Below are 15,268 nucleotides of genomic sequence, written 5' to 3' on the forward strand. Positions count from 1 at the left end.
GACACAGCCCCTACTCCGCGAGCCCCCGGCCGTCTCCGCCCGTGCGGCCGGATCGGCCCCGAACCACCTTCGGGGGACGGTCTTGCGGCACGGTACGGCGCGGCACCGGCACGGCACGGGTGCCGTCGGGAACGGTCGGCCTGCGCGGGATGGCAGACTGCGGGCCATGAGTGATGATCAGTCCAGCCGTCCGGCCCGACTCCCGCTGACCCAGCCGTTCTCCCACCGTGACGCCGCAGTCGACCAGCCGTACGGCGAGCGCCTGGTGCCGGTTCAGCACCTGGACTCGCCCTTCGCCACCCCGGCCCTCGACGACGTGCAGACCGCGAGCGTCGGGCCGCAGGGCCGCCGCCGCACCCCGGAACCCGAGGCCCTCGACGCCCGGACGACCGCCTGATCCCGCCACGCCCGCCGCCCCGGCGCCGGACCGGTCCGGCTGCCGGAGCGGGGCGGCGACGAGGTGTCGGCGGGGTGTCGGCGGTCGGCGCTACGGTCTCCTGCCATGGACGCTGCCGATCTCGACCACCAGGCCCGGACACGGTCCGACTGCATCCCGCCGGAGCTGGTCGCGAGGCTGCTCGAACGCGGCCACGCCGCCGTGGTGGAGCAGCAGGCCGGGCGCGGGGAGTGGTTCTGCGCCCGGGAGTGGGCGCGGCTGTCGGGCGAGCGGGGCCGGCAGGCCGAGGCACTGGACGTGCTGGCGCCGTACCTGGCGACCGGCTGGTGGACGGCCACCGTGGCCGCGGCCGAGCTGCTGGAGGGCTGGGGCCGCGCCGAGGAGGCGATCGAGCTGACCCGCGCCCGGATGGCGACCGGGCACCCGACGGCCCTGGAGACCTACACGCGCCTGCTCGCCAGGAACGGCCGCGCCCAGGAGGCGTTCGCCCTGCTGGTGCCCCACGTCGACGACCCGGAGCTCGCCACCGCCCTGGTCGACGTCGCCGGGGCGGCGGGCCAGGACGAGGAGGCGGCAGTGCTGCTCGCCGCCCGGCTCCGGGCCGGCCACCGCTGCTCCGACTTCCCGTGGTGCTGCCGCGGCTTCCACCCCGACACCGCGCTCGGCCTGCTCGCGACGATCCGCGAGCGGCAGGGCCGGACCGACGAGGCGATCGCCCTCCTCCGCCGCCGGGAGAGCCCGCTCCACGAGGACGGCCGGCTCGCCGACCTGCTGGCCCGGCACGGCCGGCTCGAGGAACTGCGCGCCCACGCGGCAGTCGACGGACACGACCGGGCCGCCCGGCGGTTGGCGGAACTGCTGGAGGAACGCGGCGACGTGGCGGGCGCGATCGCCGTGTACGGCCGGGCCGACGGGCCCGCGGCCCGGCACCCGGGCCCGGCTTTCGACCTCGCGTGTCTCCTGGCCCGGCACGGCCGGGGCGGCGAGGCGATCGCCGTGCTGCGCACCCGGGCCGACGCCCACCCCGGCGACGACTGTTCCCTGCACGCCCTGTCCGACCTGTGCCTCCGGCTCGGCCGCCCCGAGGACGGCCTGGCGCACCTCGACGCCCTCGCCACCGCCCGCGGGGGCGAGGAGGAGTGGGACCTGTACCGGATACGGCTGCCGCTGCTCGCCGCCCGTGACGGCGTCGACGAAGCGGTCGCGCGGGCCCGTGCCCACCCCGAGGGCGACACCCCGTACGCGGCACGGGACATCGCCGAGCTGCTCGCAGGCGCCGGACGCGTCGAGGAGGCCGTTGCCGCCCTCGCACCGCACGCCGCCGAGAACCGGCATGACCTGGCCGGTCACCTCGTCGACCTCGGCCGCGTCGAGGAGGCGCTGGCCCTCGTGCGGCACACCAGGCCCCGACCGCCGGTCGTACCGACGATCCACCTGTGGTCGGACGAGCCGCGGTTCCGACGCTCCGCCCGGTTGGGGGCCGACCAGCGGCCATAGGGTGGGCGCGAACCCGGGGGAGAGGTGGGTGGGTGTGCCGATGCGCATCGTCAACGTGGAGCCGCCGGCCTGGTTGTGGGACACGCCGGGCCAGTCGCTCGCCCGGGCCCTGGCAGTGCCACGCATCAACTTCGGCGATCTCCTCCGCCGTCACCTCCGCGAGGGCACCGAGCTGGGCCGCCGGGCCGCCGAGACCATGGAGTCAGGCGGCCTGCTCCCGGACGAACTCATGACCGCCGTCGTCCGCGACCACCTGCGCCGGGAGGCCCCTGCCGCCTTCCTCCTCGACCACCACCCGCGCAACGCCGCCCAGGCAGTGGCCCTGGACGAACTGCTCCGCGAACTCGGCACACCCCTCGACGGTGTGGTGCGGTTGCACCTTCCCGAGCAGGAGCCGGAGCGCCACGTCCGGAGCGTGGCCGACCGGCGGGTCCGCCGCGGCGCGTCGACCCACTACCACGAGCCGGCAGCGGGCACCCCTGCCGCCGAGGGCGCCTGCAACCTCTGCGGTGCCGACCTCTACCGGCGTCGGGACGACGAGGAGAGCAGGGCCCGCGGTCGGTTCAGCACGCACGAGGCGTGGGCGGAGCCCGTCGCCCGGTACTACTCCGCGCGGGACCTCCTCGTCACGGTCGACGCCGTCGGCACGCCCGACGAGATAGCCGGTCGTGCACTCACCGCACTACGGCAGCACGGCAGTTGAGCGGATGACCGCCTGGTGCCGCCGGCCCGGCCGTGTCATCCTTCCGGGGAGGGAGGCCGGGGAGGGCCGCCTGATGTTCGGTGCTTCTGGGGGCGTCGTGGGATCGATCGGTGTGGTGTGCGCGGTGGCCGGGCTCGTCGGGGCGGGGCTGCTGCGGTGGCTGCCGGTCCGGGGGAGGACGGACGGTCTGACGGCGGCAGGGTTCGCAGGCGTGCGCGGGGGTTCGAAGGCTGCGCTGGTGGTGGCCGTCGTCGAACTGCACCTCGCGGGGGTGCTCGACACCGACCGGCAGGGCCGCCTGCGGCGGGTGGTGCACGCCCACCCCGGGCGGGAGGCGACACCCCTGCACCGGGCCGCGCGGACAGCGCTCGGCCGGGACCTGTCCTGGGCCGACGCCGCGACCACCCCGCCCGTGCGGCGGGCCCGCGAGGAGATCCGCGCCGACCTGGTCCGGCGCGGCCTGCGCTGCGGCCCGGCCCGGCTGGCGATGTCGTGCCTGCTGGCCGCGGCCACCAGCGTCACGGCCGTGCTCGCCGCCACGCCGGGGGCCCGGTGGGCGGGCTTGCCCGTGGCCGCGCTCTCGCTGGTGCTGCTCTGCGCACCGGCCCGCACCCTGGCCGGGCACCGGCTGCTGCGCGAGCTGCGCGGCCGGCACCCCCTGCCCCGGGCGGCGTCGTCCGGGGCCACGGCGTCCGGGGCCACGGCGTCCGGGGCGGCGTCGTCCGGTGCCACGGCGTCGGGGGCCGAGGAGGCGGGACTGCTGACCGCGCTGTACGGCCGCCGGGCGCTGCGCCTGCTGCTGCCGGACTTCGCCGCCCGGGCCGCGCTGCTCGGCGGCCGGGTGGCGCGGGAGAGCGTCGCCCGCACCGGCGGCGGCCCGTACGAGGGGTCCGGCGCCGCCACGGCCTACAGCGGCGACCTCTGACGTCCCGGCGACGTCCGTCCCTGCCCCGTCCGTCCCCGCCCCGTCCGGGGTGGCGGCGTCAGCAGGGGGCCGGTGCGGGGGCGAAGGGTCCGTCCAGGGCGGCCCATTGCAGGAGCAGGATGGTCTTGCCATCCGTGATGCGTCCGTCGCGGGTCATGGCGAGGGCGTCGGTGAAGGGCAGTTCGAGCACCTGGATGTCCTCGCCGTCCGCTTCGAGCCCGCCGCCGGTTCCGGTGCGGTCGGCCGCGGTGTAGGGGGCGGCGTAGAAGTGCAGGCGTTCGGTGACGGAGCCGGGGCTCATGTAGGCGTCGAGGACGTGGGTGAGCGGGCCGAGGGTGACGCCGAGTTCCTCGGCGGCCTCGCGCCGGATGGCGGCGGGCGGGTCGTCGCCGTCGAGCAGTCCGGCCGCGGCCTCGACGAGCATGCCGTCCGGGTGGTCGTTGACGTAGGCCGGGTAGCGGAACTGGCGGGTGAGCAGCACGAGACCGCGGTCGGTGTCGTGGGGGAGGACGACGGCGCCGTTGCCGCGGTCGTAGGTCTCGCGCTGCTGGGTGGTCCAGTGCCCGTCGCGGCGCCGGTAGTCGAAGGTGGTGCGGCGCAGGACGTGCCAGCCCTGGGAGGTGAGTTCCACCTCGCGGACCTTGACGTCGGGGTTGCGGTCCAGGCCCCGGCCGGCCTCGTCGAGGCCGGTGCGGCCGCGGTGGTCGGGGGTGTCGATGCCGGGTCGGGTGTTCACGCGGTCTCCTGCGGGGTGCGGCGGGGGATCTCGTTGGTGTCGTGGTAGACGGGCAGGCCGCGGCGGCGGGCGGTGGCGACGTCCTGGTCGGCTCCGGTGGAGGCACCGGGGAGCCGGAGGACGGCGTCGCAGTGGGCGAGCAGGCGGTCGGCGGTCGGGTAGAGGACCTGTTCGGCGAGGGGGTCGGTGGGGCCCGCGCCGGCCGAGCGCAGGACGGGCAGGGCGATCCACTCCCCGATCACGGGGACGTGGCCGGCGGCGAACACCGGCCAGGCCGCGGCTTCGAGGCGGGCGAGGTTGGCGGCCATGGCCTGCGGGTCGCCGCCGGTTCCGGAGCGGTAGGGGCCGGCGATGAGGATGAGCATGGGCTTGTCGGTCATGGCGCGCTACGATACACGCAGAAACGTGCAAGAACAGGAGAAAGTACGGATGCTGGCTGCCGAGAGGCGTGACCACCTGCTGGGCCTGCTCACCCGAGAAGGCAAGATCGTCGCCAAACAGGTCGCCGCCGACCTCGGGATCTCCGAGGACAGCGTGCGCCGGGACCTGCGCGACCTGGCCGCCGAAGGGCTGTGCCAGCGCGTCTACGGCGGCGCCCTGCCCGTCTCCCCGGCCATCGCGGACTACGCCGCCCGCCAGACCGTCACCCCGGACGGCAAACAGCGGGTCGCCGCCGTCGCCGCCGCGCTCGTACGGCCCGGCAGCGCGCTGATCCTGGACGGCGGCACCACCGCCCTCGCCGTCGCCCGCGCTCTCCCGCCCGACCTCGCCTGCACCGTGATCACCCACAGCCCGACGATCGCGGCCGCCCTGCTCGACCACCCCCTGGCCGAGGTCTTCCTCCTCGGCGGCCGCCTCTTCAAGCACTCGGCGGTCACCTGCGGGGCCGCCGCGGTCGAGGCCGCCCAGAACGTCTCCGCCGACCTGTGCCTCCTCGGCGTCACCGGCGTCCACCCCGACGCCGGACTGACCACCGGCGACGCCGAGGAGGCCGCGATGAAGCGTGCCCTGGCCGCACGCGCCGCGGACACCTACATCCTCGCCTCGTCCGAGAAGATCGGCACCGCCTCCCGGTTCCGCGTCCTGCCCTGGGAGGACATCAGCGGACTGATCACCGACGCCGACCCCCACCACCCGGTCCTCGACCGCCTCACCGCGCACGGCGTGGCGATCCTGACGGCCGACTGACGGGTGACGGCTCCCACCGACGGCCACGGCGTGGACGCCGTGCGTGCCCGCGGACGTCCGCCGGGAGTCCCCCGCCCGCGACTCCCGGGGGCGGGGGCGGGGGCCTCCGTACCTCTCCGCACGGGCGACGGGCTCCCGGCGTGGCATGCTGCCCCGCATGATCGACACTCCCGACGTCGGCCCCTCGGGCGCGACGTGGTCCTTCGCCACCGCGCGCGAGCCGGCCGAGTTCCCCGCGGTCGAGGTCGAAGGCGTGCCCGGCGTTGAGCACGCCGGCGGCCTGGGCCGGACCCTCTGCGGGATCCGCGGCCGCTACCTCAAGCTGTTCCTGCACCTCTTCGAGCCGCAGTCCCTCGCCTCGTGCCGCACGTGCCGGGCGCTCGCCGAAGCCGCGCCGTCCCGGCCGTGCGGGCAGGAACGCCTGCACGACCTGCTCCTCCAGGAGGCCGACGACGGGCCGCTGCGCACCGACCTGCTCACCTCGCTGCGCCGGGGTGCGCGGATCGCCATCTGGATCACCGGCCCCGCGAAGAGCCTCACCCGCTTCCACCCGCGCATCGACCGGATGACCGAGGAGGCCGGCCCGGCCGCCGAGGCGCTCGCGGCAGCCGGCACCTCCGTCACGCTCGCCCGCGTCGAGGACGCCGACCGGCAGTACCTCGTCGTCCTGCCGCCCGGCGGGCGCGCCCGCATCGCGCGCGGACCGGTGACTGCCGCTTCTTCCGCGGCTTCGCCAGGCCCTCGTGCTCCGGCCGCGCCGGTCGTGCCGGGGGCTGTTCCGCTGTCCGGGCCGTGCGGCGAGGACGGACGTCCCGAAGTGCTCGACACGTACTGACGACTTCCTTGTCAGTGGGACCGGCTAGGTTCTCCACCTGACGGCAACGGAGTTGGGGACACCACGATGAACGATCTCGACCAGCAGGTGCGGACCGCGGTAGCCGACGCTTGGAAGCGAATCGAGGACTGGTTGGCCGAACACGCGCCCGCGAGCCTCACAGCCCTGGCAGGCCCTGCGACAACCGAGGAGATCGCCGCCGTCGAGCGGGCGGTGGGCTCTGCGTTGCCCGCCGAGTTCGCCGCCTCCCTCGCGATCCACCGCGCGGTCGACCTCAACGGCGCCCTGGCCGACGTCGAGCACCCCGACCTCTCCGAACTGCCGGGGCTCCGCGACCAGGAGGTGGAGGACTTCATGTGGTCCGTCGACGAGGTGCACGAGCAGATCCGGCTCGGCGACTGCTGGCGCAGCGGCTGGATCCCGCTGGGGCGCGAGGGCGACGGTTCGCTGTTCGTCCTGGACCTGGACCCCGCTCCGGCCGGCACGCACGGTCAGGTGCTCTACGCCGAGCAGGGCCTCGTTCCCGACACCGTCCGGTACGCGGGCTGGCTGGACGCCCTCCGCGCCGCCGCCGCCGAGTTGGCGTCCGGGCACTACCACGGGGTGGACGGACTCATCGAGTACCGCGACTGAGTCCGGCCGTGACGGGCAACTCCGGTCGTGGCCAGCTCCGGTCGTGACCGGGGGCGTCGGCGGCTTCCGCAGCTCCGGCCTACCTGGCGGACCGGGCGATCCGGCCGTGACGCAGCGACATCGTCCCGCCGTGGAAGGCCTGTTGCGCTCGTTCCCCGACGCGTCTCATCCCGCGCCTTCCGGAGCGGCGGCCGGCGCGGACAGCACGTCGAGCTGGTGGACGAGCGCCTCGCGCAGGGAGTCGTGCTCCGGCCCCAGCGCGAGCGCAGGATCGCGCCAGTTCTCCGCGGGGTACAGCCACACCGGGCGGCCGACGAGATCCGGACGCTCCCACTCGAACCGGGGCCACACGTGCGCGTGCAGGAAGTCGTCGGTGTTGCCGAGGATCTCCAGGTTCACGCGCCGGAACTGCGGGTCGAGGCTCCGGCAGGCCCGCTCCACGGCCTCGCCCAACCGGTCCATGTCCGCCAGGAACGCCATCCGTTTGGTCCGCGGAAGATCGGACAGGCGCCGCACACCGGGCTCGTCCACCAGCAGGACCGAATAGCCCGGCAGGAACTGCACGTCGCCGACCACCGCGAAGCCGGCGTCAAGCCGCCGGAGCACAGTGGGGTTCACGCCCTTCAGGGCGCTGCCGATCCTGTCGTCCCGCCAGTCGTCACCCATGACAGTGCACCCTATCCACGCGCGCCGTCGGACCGGGTCACGTACGGCACGTCACCCGCTCCACGCGCGGTGCCCCGCCCGCCGGACCGGGTTGTCGGTGGCGGTTCGTAGGCTGCCCGCGTGAACATCGACGATCTTTCCCACCAAGCGCGCACCCACGGCGGCGTCTACCCCTGGATGGCGCAAAGCCTCCTCGAAATGGGGCAGTTGGAGCTGCTGATCCGGGCGGCGCAGGAGCGCGGGGACTGGAACTGCGCGGAGGCGGCGGCGCGGGAGTTGTCCGCAGTCGGGGAGTTCGAGCGGGCGCTGGCGCTGATGGACCCGTTCACGGACATCGGCTGGAGGGCCGCCGAGTGGGTCACCGCCGAGATCATGATCCGGCGCGGCGAGGGCGACGAAGCGCTCGCGATGGTGCGCCCGGACGCGACCGAGCTGGGCGACGGCCACGTGTGCGCGCGCTACGCCGAGCTGTCGGCGAAGGCCGGGCGGGTCGACGAAGCCATCGACGTGCTCACGCCCCATCTCGGTGAGTTCTGGCTCCGGTCGCGCCTGGTCGACGTGACCGAGGGGCAGGGGCGCGACGACCGGGTCCTGGAGGTGCTCACGCAGGTGGCGGAGCGCATGGAGCGCATGGAGCGCATGGAGCGCGCGGAGCGCATGGAGCGCGCGGGGTGCGAGCACTGCGGTCAATCGTGCGGGACGGCCCGGACGGCCCGCACGGACCGGTGGGACGTGCTGCTCCTGATCTCCCGGGTCCTGGAACGTGCCGGGCGTACGGACGAGGCCGTCGAGGTCCTGCGCGCCGAGACGGCCTCGGGCCGACGTCATCCCGTCAACTTCCCGGAGTACTACGCGGCACTCCTCGCCCGGCAGGGCCTGATCGACGAGCTGAGAGCCCTCGCCGCGGAAGATCACCGCTCCGCCTTCGACGTGTACGCGAAGGCGCTGGAGGACGCGGGGCGGGCACCCGAAGCGGAGGCCCTGCTGCGCAAGGGGATCGAGGACCACGACCACCCGAAGGACCGTGTGGCGCTGATGCACCTCCTCGTCCGCCAGGGAAGGATCGACGAAGCCGTCGAGACCGGCCGGCCCACCTACGCCTACTACGACTGCTGGAACCTCCTCCACTGGGCGCTGGAACTGCTCGTCGACGACGGCCGCCCCGGTCCGGCGCTCGAACTCCTGCAGGGCCTCACCGGCGCGTACGTCGAGGGGCACCCGGACCAGGTCCTGCGCCTGCGGCTCTGGCTGCTGCGCGAGGCGGGCCGCTGCGCGGAGGGAATCGCGGAGGCCACCGCCCTCAACGAGCGGGAGCCCGGCGAGTGGGACACCGCGCTGGCGCGGCTGCTGGAGCGGGACGGCCGCTCGGAGGAGGCACTGGCGCTTCTCCGCTCGTCCACCCACGACTCGGCTCACTTCGACCTGGCGGAGATGCTGATCAGGCAGGGCCGCCCGGCCGAGGCCCTCGCCGCCGTCCCGACGATCGCCGAGGGCCGCGTGGCCGCCGAGCGGCGGGAGCGGGAGGCGGCGGAGCGGCGGGAACAGGAGGACCCCTGGGCCGGGGCGGGCGAGTTCGTCCAGGAGCCGCCGTTCTGACCCTGCGGCGGTAGCGGGGTCCGCCGCCGGTGCGACCACGTCGAGCGGCGTTCGTTCGGGGCCTGACCCCCGGGTGCCGCGTATCAGACCACGGACGCCCGCCCGGGATCGACCGGGTCGATTTCCAGATCCTCGAATCGACTCTCCAGCGCTTCCAGCCCGGCCTCCCGTCGGAAGTCCTTCTCCGCCTCGGTGATCGGCAGCAGCCACAGGATCCGGGCATGGGCGTCGTCGCCCCACCTGCAGATCTCGAAGTCGGGCCCGAACGGATAGGGCAGACTCACCAGGTAGTGGTCACAGTCCGAGTCGTCGAGCCAGGGCCTGCCGATCGGCACGGTGTGTCCGACATCGAGCCGTTGGTGAGCCGGCCCGCAGTGGTAGAAGGCGTTCATCGTGACGCTCTCCAGGTTGAGCCACTCGTCGCGTGGCGCCGCGAGGAAGAACTCGATCCCGTGGCCGTCGTGTTGGGTCGAGTCCCAGCATCCGGACGTCACGTACAGCCACCAGTCGCCGGGATGAGCGGGGTGGACCCTGAACACCCGGAATCCGGGCACGCGTTCCTCGATCGGCCCCTCGACCCCCGGGACCTCGTCGATGACACGGCCGGGGAAGGTCGTGCGGAGGTGATCGAGCACAGCGGTGCGAGCAGTGATGTTCGGCATCCGGCCATCATCTCCCCGGCGTCACCGCTTTGTGCCGGGGGGGTAGCCACATGCGCTGATGTGCGCGGACCGACCACAGCCACAGCCACGGGTGGGAACCGTGAAGTCCTTCCTCTGAAAAGGAGTTCGTTGACGGAACACTGTGCCATCGGCAGGGTCACGTGACTTTCTCCGGTCTTCCGCCTCCGGCACAGGGCCTTTTCGCTTCGGGGGCGGGCTCGCCCGCGGCGCCCTTCTCGCGGAGGATGACGCCCCACGGGTGTGGCCGCGACGGTGCAGCAGCCGTGGGAGTGCCGGACTCCGTGGGCGGGGTGGTAGGTCGCGGGGTGCCGCTCCGGGTGTCCGGGCTCGGCCCGGGAGGACCGGCGGTGGGGCGGACGTCACCGCGCCTCCGACCACCACGACCGCCGCCGGGACTGCCGTCGCGGCGAACCGTCCCGGCAAACGATCCTGGCAAACGATCCCGGCGGACGATCCCGGCGGACCGACTCGCCGAACCGTCCCGGCCGGACAGGGGCCTAGACTCGGCCGACACCATCCACCCCTGCGAGCCCGAGACGAGAACGACCCGGATGAACGAGCAGTCGGCCCGCACCGTGGCGGCACTGTCCACCGCCGAATACGCGGACGTCGCCGCCTTGGAGCACGAGATCGGCCTGCGGGTGTCCGCAGGTGACGTCGACTGGGTCGTGGGTATCGGCGGGGACATCGCCGGGCAGGCCGCAGCGGAGGGAGGTCCTTCCGCGAACCACGAAGCGGTGCTGGGCCATCTGCTCCGGAGCCTGGCCGGTCACGCGGCACCGGAGAGCCTGCGCGCCCTGCTCCAGACCCCTCTGTCGCTCTCCTCGAACGGCCTGCGGCGTCAGCGGACCGAGCGGGCGCTGGCGGCGACGGTCGCCCGCGGCCAGCGCGCCGAGGACATCGAGCAGGTGGTGTACGGCGAGCAGCCGGACGCGGTGCACCCCCGGGAGTTCCGGGCCTGTCTGCTGCAGGAGTTGGTGCTCGCCGGCGTTCCGGTCGAGGACTCTCCTGCTCTCCTCGCCTTCGCTCGCACGCCTGCCTTCCTGGAGCATCCGCTCGCCGGACTGCCGCTGCACCTGCTGCCGGAGGAGCGGGGGCTGATCCGTCCGGAGGACGCGGCACCCGACTGGACCTGGACCGTGGGGCTCCTCGGCCCGACGGGCCGTGACGCCGTCGAACTCCACGCCACGGAAGCGATGCGGGAACGCACCGCGGACGTCGAGATGACCGAGATCAGCGTCCCCGGGACGGCGGAGCTGATGGGCGCGGTCGTCCGGCACTGGTGCACGGACTCGAACGGCCGCATCGCCGCCCAGGACTTCTGGTCACCCGACCCGGTCCGGCCGGAGGACTTCCCGGCCGTGTTCGCGCGGCTGCCGCTGACCGCGTGGGAGGAGGACGAGCCCGGGCTCCTCCCGTCCACCCCGGAGGAGGTGTTCCGGACCCTGTTCACCGCGGCCGTACGGATGTCCGCGTACGGTCCGGGCGAGTGCGGCGCCCACGGGAGGCTGGCCGCCTGGCGCTCGCTTGCCGGGCTGACCGGGGCTCCGGCGGACGCCCCGGTCGAGCAGGTCGCCGAGTCGGCCCGGCGGACCCACTGGTTCCGCCCCGCTTCCGGCTCCGCCTGGTTCCACGACATCGCCTGGGACCTGGGCGTGGCGGCGCTGCGGCCGGGCGGCCACGAGATCGCCGTGCTGGCCGCGACCGACACCGACTGACGGACGGTCGGCTGACTGACGGCCGACCCGACGCCGTTCGCCGCCGCCGGGAGCCCCGGGAGCGCCGGGAACTTCCCGGTCCCGGACGGTCCCGGACGGTTCCCGGCGGCGGTCACGCGGTCACGCGGTCAGGCGATCAGCGCACCGGCAGCGTCAGGCCGGCCGGGTCGGCCTTGGTCGAGCCGAAGGTCACCCTGGAGCCGAGCGGAGTCTCCCCGCCGTACAGGGCGTCCCGGGTGCCGAGCACCAGGGCGAGGCGGTGGCCGGCCGGCAGGTCGTAGGCGGTGGCGAAGAGCGGGACGTCCAGGGGGAACGGCTGCCCGGGTGTCCGCCCGGACCAGCTCTGCGGCGCGTGGGAGATCAGCCGGCCGAGGCCGAGCGCGTCCACGTCGTAGAGGTAGGCGACGACCGTGCCCTGCGGGGCGGTCGCGGTGACCGTGGTGTGCACCCGGGCGACGCCGCGCAGCGACAGGCCCTGCGGGTAGGGCTCGGACTGCCGGACGAGGGCGGCCGAGCGGGCCAGCAGGGGGACGGCCACGGTCGGCGGCTGGTGCAGGGTCTGGTCGACGAGCCCGGACAGCAGGGCGACGCCGCCGCTCGCGCCGGAGGGGATACCGCCGAGCACGGTGGTCTGCCACCCCGTCGAGGCCGGGCCGCCGGGAGCACCCGCGCCCGGAGCACCCGCGCCAGGGGTGTCGGTGCCGGGGGCGTCGGGGCCGAGGGCGTCGGCGCCGATCGTGAGGTGCTCGGTGCGGGAGCTGACGGACTGCCAGTCGGCGTGGCTCTCGGACGTGCCGGAGGGGCGCACTTCGAGGTGGACCGGCTGCGTGCCAGGGTCCGGGGCCGGGGCCGGGGCTCCCTTGACGTACCGGTCGAGCCACGAACGGGCGCTGTTCCAGGTGGCGTTGTCCAGCCCGAGCAGTCCGCTGAACTCCTGGCTCGCGTGGTCGCCGGGGCGCAGTTCGAGGCGCTTGGGCACGGTCAGCCGCTGGTAGAAGTCGGTGACCTGGCTGGGGTTGAAGAAGCTGTCGCCCCAGGCGTTGGCCATCAGGACGGCGGTGCCGTTCGCGTTGATCCGGTCCAGGTAGCGCGCCGGGGAGCGGGTGTCCGCCCAGCTGATGACGTCGGGCAGGTCGCGGTCGGCGAAGAGGTCGTTCAGCACGCGCGCGAACTCGGGGCTCTTGCGGCCGGTCGGGGCCTGGATGCCGGCGAGCACGGCCGCGGCCTCGAGGTGCCGGGTCTGCCCGCTGTAGAGCGAGTCGGTGAGGTCGGCCCAGCCGCTGAGCGAGGCGACGGCCTTGATCCGCGGATCGAAGGCGGCTCCGAGCAGGGTCAGGCCGCCGCCCAGCGAGAGCCCCACCATGCCGATCCGGGCCGGGTCGGCCGGGGTGTGCGCGAGCGCCCAGTCGATCACCGTGGAGATGTCGGCGACGTCCTTGGGCCCGGCGACGTCGACCTGCCCGCCGGATCCCCAGAAGCCCCGCACGGTGTAGGTGACGGCGACGTACCCGTCGGCGGCGAGCGCCCGGCCCTGGGCGACGTACTCCAGGTCGTTCTGGCCCCAGCTGGCCGGCTGCACCAGCAGCGGGTAGCGCCCCTGCGGGTCGGCCCCCGGCGTCCCGGGGGCGGGCGTGAACACGTCGGCCTTGAGGACGACGCCGTCCTTCATCGGGATGTCGGCCAGGCGGAACGACCCGACGCCCGCCACGCCCGTGGCCTGCGAGTCCGCGACGGCCGGCTGTGCGACGGCCGGCTGTGCGACGGCGGCCCCGCCGAGGGCGAGTGCCGCCGCGAGGACGGCACTTGCCGTCCGGCGTCCACGGCTGGGGGTGGGTCGTTCCATCACGTGCTCCATCTGTGCTCGATCCGCTCGACTGCCGGAGCGTAGCGATCTGACGAAGACTCAGGGGAGATGATGATCAGCCAAATTACTGGCCAGTAACCAACCGGTGGCGGCCGATCGCGCGTCGTCGAGCACCCACCCGCGCCGAACGCCTCTCCAGGCCGGGCGTCCGGACCTTGAGGACCGTGCGGGAGCATGGCGGGTCGGCGGGTGACCCTTCTCCTCCGCCGCCGGGGGCTACAGCTGCTCGAAGTGGAACGAGCGGATGAAGCAGTCCCGTGGCTGACCGATCGCGAAGAGGACGCAGTCGAGGACGGACCGGGCCGTCAGCGGGTCGTCCGCGGTCCGGGAGGCCCGGTCCCAGGTGGGGTCGAGCGGGTCGCCGTCCGTGAAGTCCGGCGGGTAGAGCGAGATGACGCGGATGCCCTCGGGGCGGAGCCGGTGGGAGAGGACGTCGGCGAAGCCGGCCTGGGCGGCCTTGGCCGCGTAGAACGCGGGATGCGCCTGGGACCGGTGGTTCCGGGCCTCCGCGGCGGAGGAGACCAGGTTGACCACGTCCGCGCCCTCGGAAGCGCGCAGCAGCGGCAGGAAGTGCTTGACCGTCAGCAGGGTGCCGGTGGCCCCGGAGGCGACGGTGTCCGTGATCGCCTCGTCGTCGGCGTTCCACAGGTCGGGGCCCGCCAGGTACCGGGCGCCGTTGTTGATCAGCACGTCCACCCGGTCGGTGCGGGCGGCGACGCCCGCCGCGAAAGCCCGCACGGTGGCCGGGTCGGCCAGATCGCAGACGAACGCGTCCGCCCGCGCACCGCTGTCGGCCGCCACCTCCTCGGCCGTCCTCCGGGCGGCAGCCAGGGTGCGCGCGGAGAGGAGCACGCGCGCGCCCGCCCGGCCCGCGTGCAGCGCGAACGCCCTGCCGAGCCCACGCCCGGCCCCGGTGACCACCACGGTCCTCCCGGCGAGATCCATCCGCGCCCCTCCGTCGAGCTTCTCCTGTTGATCACGGTCAGCGTAACCGTGTGTCGAGGTCCAAGAGGTCCAATGCCCCGGCAGGGTAAGGCCGGTGGACGGCGGACGGTCCTCCCGGCGAAGGCCGGCCGGGCCGGGATGTCGCCGCTGGCTGGCACCATGTCGGGCATGGTGACGACACTGCGCATCGAGGGCTTCTCCGCGGCCGGCCGGCCGGTCTCCACGCCGATCACCAAGTTCGGCGGCCAACCCGTGTGGCGCACGGGTCCGGAGTGGCCGATCAGCGCGGCGTGGGACCGGCCGATGCGGTTCGTCGGCCAGATCGAGCTGGGCCCGGTCCTCGGAGCGGCCGGCCATGGGAGGACGGCCTACCTCTTCGTGACCCACGCCGATCACGAGGAGGACTTCTTCGATCCCGACGTCATCGACCCCGACGGCGGCGAGAACGCGGTGATCGTCCAGCCGGGCGGCCACTACACCGGCCCGGTGCGCCCGCTGGCGACCGGACCCGGGATCTACGCGGGCGACGGGTCCGCGGTGGAGTTCACCGTCGGCCTTCGCTCCGTCGAGGAGCCCGATGCCCTGACGGAGGAGGAACGCGCAGCGCTGCCAGCTGCCGACCGGGACCGCCGCGTCGAGCGGATCGGCGGCGTCGGGATCGACGGTGTGGGGATCGACGGCGACAAGATCGGCGGGACGCCGGTGTTCTTCCAGGGCGAGGAGTGGCCGGACGGCGGGCCTTGGCGGCTTCTTCTGCAACTGGACTCGAACTGGGTGCCGTTCCGCCTCGTCCTCGGTGCGTCGCCGAGGCTGTTCGCCTTCGTGTCCGAGGACGGCGACCGGGGGAAGCTGCTCGTCCAGGACTCCTGAGCGGGGGCGGCC

At 74.3% G+C, this 15,268-nt stretch carries 16 protein-coding genes; 10 read left to right on the top strand and 6 right to left on the bottom strand.

The window, feature by feature from the left end; genetic code table 11:
• Positions 1-166 precede the first annotated feature (166 nt).
• The 4 genes from ACFV0O_RS34050 to ACFV0O_RS34065 all read left to right on the top strand — a co-directional run bounded on the left by ACFV0O_RS34050 (position 167) and on the right by ACFV0O_RS34065 (position 3,522).
• Positions 167-397, top strand: a complete 231-nt coding sequence (locus ACFV0O_RS34050; protein ID WP_380347607.1) for a hypothetical protein — start codon at positions 167-169, stop codon at positions 395-397.
• Positions 398-502: 105 nt separating this feature from the next.
• Positions 503-1,894 (top strand): hypothetical protein, encoded by a 1,392-nt coding sequence (locus ACFV0O_RS34055; RefSeq protein ID WP_380347608.1) that lies wholly within the window; start codon positions 503-505, stop codon positions 1,892-1,894.
• A 40-nt stretch (positions 1,895-1,934) separates the two neighbouring features.
• Entirely contained in the window at positions 1,935-2,597 is a 663-nt protein-coding gene (locus ACFV0O_RS34060; protein ID WP_380347658.1) for an adenylate kinase family protein, read from the top strand.
• Positions 2,598-2,694: 97 nt separating this feature from the next.
• Positions 2,695-3,522, top strand: coding sequence for a hypothetical protein (locus ACFV0O_RS34065; RefSeq protein WP_380347609.1), 828 nt, complete (start codon positions 2,695-2,697; stop codon positions 3,520-3,522).
• Between the two features lie 58 nt (positions 3,523-3,580).
• On the opposite strand, the gene ACFV0O_RS34070 is transcribed toward ACFV0O_RS34065, so the two are convergent.
• Positions 3,581-4,258, bottom strand: coding sequence for an NUDIX domain-containing protein (locus ACFV0O_RS34070; protein ID WP_380347610.1), 678 nt, complete (start codon positions 4,256-4,258; stop codon positions 3,581-3,583).
• A complete protein-coding gene (locus tag ACFV0O_RS34075; RefSeq protein WP_380347611.1) occupies positions 4,255-4,638 on the bottom strand; it encodes a DUF4406 domain-containing protein in 384 nt (127 codons plus the stop codon). Before ACFV0O_RS34075 ends, ACFV0O_RS34070 begins: the two co-directional genes overlap by 4 nt.
• A gap of 49 nt (positions 4,639-4,687) precedes the next feature.
• On the opposite strand from ACFV0O_RS34075, the gene ACFV0O_RS34080 reads away from it, so the two are divergent.
• The 3 genes from ACFV0O_RS34080 (at position 4,688) to ACFV0O_RS34090 (ending at position 6,914) form a co-directional block, all read left to right on the top strand.
• Positions 4,688-5,446, top strand: a complete 759-nt coding sequence (locus ACFV0O_RS34080; RefSeq protein WP_380347612.1) for a DeoR/GlpR family DNA-binding transcription regulator — start codon at positions 4,688-4,690, stop codon at positions 5,444-5,446.
• 157 nt (positions 5,447-5,603) lie between these two features.
• Entirely contained in the window at positions 5,604-6,281 is a 678-nt protein-coding gene (locus ACFV0O_RS34085) for a hypothetical protein (RefSeq protein WP_380347613.1), read from the top strand.
• Positions 6,282-6,347: 66 nt separating this feature from the next.
• Positions 6,348-6,914: an SMI1/KNR4 family protein gene (locus ACFV0O_RS34090; RefSeq protein WP_380347614.1), complete on the top strand. Its 567-nt coding sequence runs from the start codon at positions 6,348-6,350 to the stop codon at positions 6,912-6,914.
• Positions 6,915-7,079: 165 nt separating this feature from the next.
• Here ACFV0O_RS34090 and ACFV0O_RS34095 read toward each other — a convergent pair whose 3' ends face one another.
• Positions 7,080-7,580 carry an HIT family protein gene (locus ACFV0O_RS34095; protein ID WP_380347615.1) on the bottom strand — a complete coding sequence of 167 codons (501 nt, stop codon included), beginning with the start codon at positions 7,578-7,580 and terminating at the stop codon, positions 7,080-7,082.
• A 120-nt stretch (positions 7,581-7,700) separates the two neighbouring features.
• On the opposite strand from ACFV0O_RS34095, the gene ACFV0O_RS34100 reads away from it, so the two are divergent.
• A complete protein-coding gene (locus tag ACFV0O_RS34100) occupies positions 7,701-9,176 on the top strand; it encodes a hypothetical protein (RefSeq protein ID WP_380347616.1) in 1,476 nt (491 codons plus the stop codon).
• Between the two features lie 83 nt (positions 9,177-9,259).
• Here ACFV0O_RS34100 and ACFV0O_RS34105 read toward each other — a convergent pair whose 3' ends face one another.
• Positions 9,260-9,838 carry a suppressor of fused domain protein gene (locus ACFV0O_RS34105; RefSeq protein WP_380347617.1) on the bottom strand — a complete coding sequence of 193 codons (579 nt, stop codon included), beginning with the start codon at positions 9,836-9,838 and terminating at the stop codon, positions 9,260-9,262.
• Between the two features lie 572 nt (positions 9,839-10,410).
• On the opposite strand from ACFV0O_RS34105, the gene ACFV0O_RS34110 reads away from it, so the two are divergent.
• On the top strand, positions 10,411-11,577 hold the full coding sequence (locus ACFV0O_RS34110; protein WP_380347618.1) for a DUF6183 family protein: 1,167 nt from the start codon (positions 10,411-10,413) through the stop codon (positions 11,575-11,577).
• Positions 11,578-11,713: 136 nt separating this feature from the next.
• Here the strand turns inward: ACFV0O_RS34110 and ACFV0O_RS34115 are convergent, their stop codons facing one another.
• Positions 11,714-13,420, bottom strand: a complete 1,707-nt coding sequence (locus ACFV0O_RS34115; RefSeq protein WP_380347619.1) for a CocE/NonD family hydrolase — start codon at positions 13,418-13,420, stop codon at positions 11,714-11,716.
• A gap of 237 nt (positions 13,421-13,657) precedes the next feature.
• A complete protein-coding gene (locus ACFV0O_RS34120; protein WP_380347620.1) occupies positions 13,658-14,386 on the bottom strand; it encodes an SDR family oxidoreductase in 729 nt (242 codons plus the stop codon).
• Positions 14,387-14,554: 168 nt separating this feature from the next.
• On the opposite strand from ACFV0O_RS34120, the gene ACFV0O_RS34125 reads away from it, so the two are divergent.
• Positions 14,555-15,256 carry a hypothetical protein gene (locus tag ACFV0O_RS34125; protein ID WP_380347621.1) on the top strand — a complete coding sequence of 234 codons (702 nt, stop codon included), beginning with the start codon at positions 14,555-14,557 and terminating at the stop codon, positions 15,254-15,256.
• Positions 15,257-15,268 lie beyond the last annotated feature (12 nt).

The sequence above is a fragment of the Kitasatospora sp. NPDC059577 genome, assembly GCF_042735475.1.
Taxonomy (GTDB): Bacteria; Actinomycetota; Actinomycetes; order Streptomycetales; family Streptomycetaceae; genus Kitasatospora.